Here is a 1,813-nt window from a genome sequence, read left to right on the forward strand (position 1 = left end):
AGAGCAACCAACCTGAGTGGCAATATCGACAATATACGCACCCTGCTGGCGCATTTGCTTTATCATGTAAAAGTCCTCTCTGCTCAGCATGCTGATGTCCTTTCTGGTGTGAGAACCTCAATGAAACAACATGTTGGGTGGAGTGGACAATCCAAATGGTGAATTACCGTCTTATATCACTGGCGCTGACACTCGAATTATTTAGGGTATTGCCTGTTGCAGTATTTCAATAATCTCTTGCAATGTTGCCGGTGTTAATGCATTCATTTGCCGTGTGAATGTCTGCGTTTCGTTGTCAGCCTGTGCCATCGATTGCTGGCAAAGTGTTTCAGCAGGAAAGCGTAATGCGTACAAGCCACATTGCAGCGTAATGTGATTTTCATGCGTGGTTAAACACGTCAAATGCGGCGATACGTCAGATATAGCCACACCATCGGGTAAGATAAGCGTCATCGCGTCGCTATGACGGCAATGCGCGTTTAACTGTGTAACTACGTATTCAACGACGATCGGATCGTGCAGTGTTTTAGCCAGCGCCTTCTGCAAGTGGCGGCGTTGCTCTGTCCAGCGTTTATGCTGTAGCGTTTCATAGTCGTTCAGCATGGCAAGGACTGTGGTGAAGAACAGCTTGAAACCTGTGGAAAATCCTTCCTTCTCTTTCTGCTTTTTTATCTCGTCGGCTGCCCGCTTTTGTTCATCATGAATCTCATGGCAGCGGCGTAACGTATGCTCAATGGCATTTTGGGAACGGAATTGTTGTTTACGGTTTTTTGCCGCAATGAGTACTGAATCGCGGCACTCTTCAGGCAGTTCTGCCAGGGAAATTGTTCGCATAATGCGTGGCCATATTGAATAAGTTGATATGATCGGGTGTACGTGGCGCGTCCATTTTGGGGAGTTGAATGTAGGTGGGGAACAACAGCATAAATAGTTGTTGTAGAGCCTGTGGAATCGGATGACAGTGATTTAATATGAACCTCGCACCGCAAGCCTGTGTCGTATACCCTCCTTGCTTTAGGGGGCCAGGATCGACATTGTGGATCAGTGGTAATGCAATAAAACTCAGTAATTGTGGATCGGAAAATAGCGCCAGGTTGAGATCTGACATAGATGATTTGAGAAGATAACCACCTAATAAATGAGCAATATCCGGCATGTGATCCCACTGCTTTATCATGACTGCAGCCGGCGTATGTGCTGCATCCCAGGTTTCAGGGGGGCAGTAAGCTGGTAGCGCCAATAAAGCCAGTAAGTCAGTAATGGCTCACTGGCGCGCCCCTTTGTGCGCCAAGCCTCAGGTAAATGAGAAGGGTGGGCGTAAGCGACCGGGTGGTACAGTATACGAAAGAGCTGCTCATGGCGGTCGTGTATTCAATATGTTGATTGCAGTGTGAAATGTCCGGTTTTGGATGTGGAATACAGTGGCTAAAGTTGATGTAAGATGCCCGTTTTGTGAACAGACATCTCCTGTAAAAAACACGGTTATGGCAAAAGTGGCCATCAGCGTTACCGTCGTCAGTCATGCAAACACGGATGGCTACAGGGCTTACAACGACGAACTTCCAAAAGTAAAACACATTGTTAGCAAGCTGTATACACAGAGTATTGAGTGTGCACATCTGACACTGCGTAACCGATTGCAACGGCTCAATCGCAAGACGCTCGGATATTCAAAATCATCCGAAATGCACGATAGGATCGGCTTTGTTGAATAAATCAGAACTTGTAACGACCGCGCCCCATACGATACGGGTCGATTGTTACGTGATGCGAATACTGTTCGGCATTCCTGATAGCGTGATCCTGTTAAGCG

Annotated in this window: 4 protein-coding genes; 1 reads left to right on the top strand and 3 read right to left on the bottom strand. The window is 47.1% G+C overall.

Annotation, left to right across the window (positions count from 1 at the left end):
• Positions 1–201 precede the first annotated feature (201 nt).
• The 3 genes from QZ506_RS21320 to QZ506_RS21330 are packed head-to-tail and all read right to left on the bottom strand — an operon-like array spanning position 202 to position 1,523.
• Positions 202–834, bottom strand: a complete 633-nt coding sequence (locus tag QZ506_RS21320; RefSeq protein ID WP_291973760.1) for a hypothetical protein — start codon at positions 832–834, stop codon at positions 202–204.
• The gene (locus tag QZ506_RS21325; RefSeq protein ID WP_291973762.1) at positions 803–1,240 is read right to left on the bottom strand and encodes an oxidoreductase; all 438 of its coding nucleotides are present in this window, start codon (positions 1,238–1,240) and stop codon (positions 803–805) included. The genes QZ506_RS21320 and QZ506_RS21325 overlap by 32 nt, the downstream gene beginning before the upstream one ends.
• A 13-nt stretch (positions 1,241–1,253) precedes the next feature.
• Positions 1,254–1,523, bottom strand: a complete 270-nt coding sequence (locus tag QZ506_RS21330; RefSeq protein WP_291973765.1) for a hypothetical protein — start codon at positions 1,521–1,523, stop codon at positions 1,254–1,256.
• On the opposite strand from QZ506_RS21330, the gene QZ506_RS21335 reads away from it, so the two are divergent.
• Positions 1,410–1,715, top strand: coding sequence for an IS1 family transposase (locus QZ506_RS21335; protein ID WP_291973764.1), 306 nt, complete (start codon positions 1,410–1,412; stop codon positions 1,713–1,715). The two genes, QZ506_RS21330 and QZ506_RS21335, sit on opposite strands and share 114 nt — an antisense overlap.
• Positions 1,716–1,813 lie beyond the last annotated feature (98 nt).

Source organism: Candidatus Symbiopectobacterium sp. (assembly GCF_020054415.1).
GTDB lineage: Bacteria > Pseudomonadota > Gammaproteobacteria > Enterobacterales > Enterobacteriaceae > Symbiopectobacterium.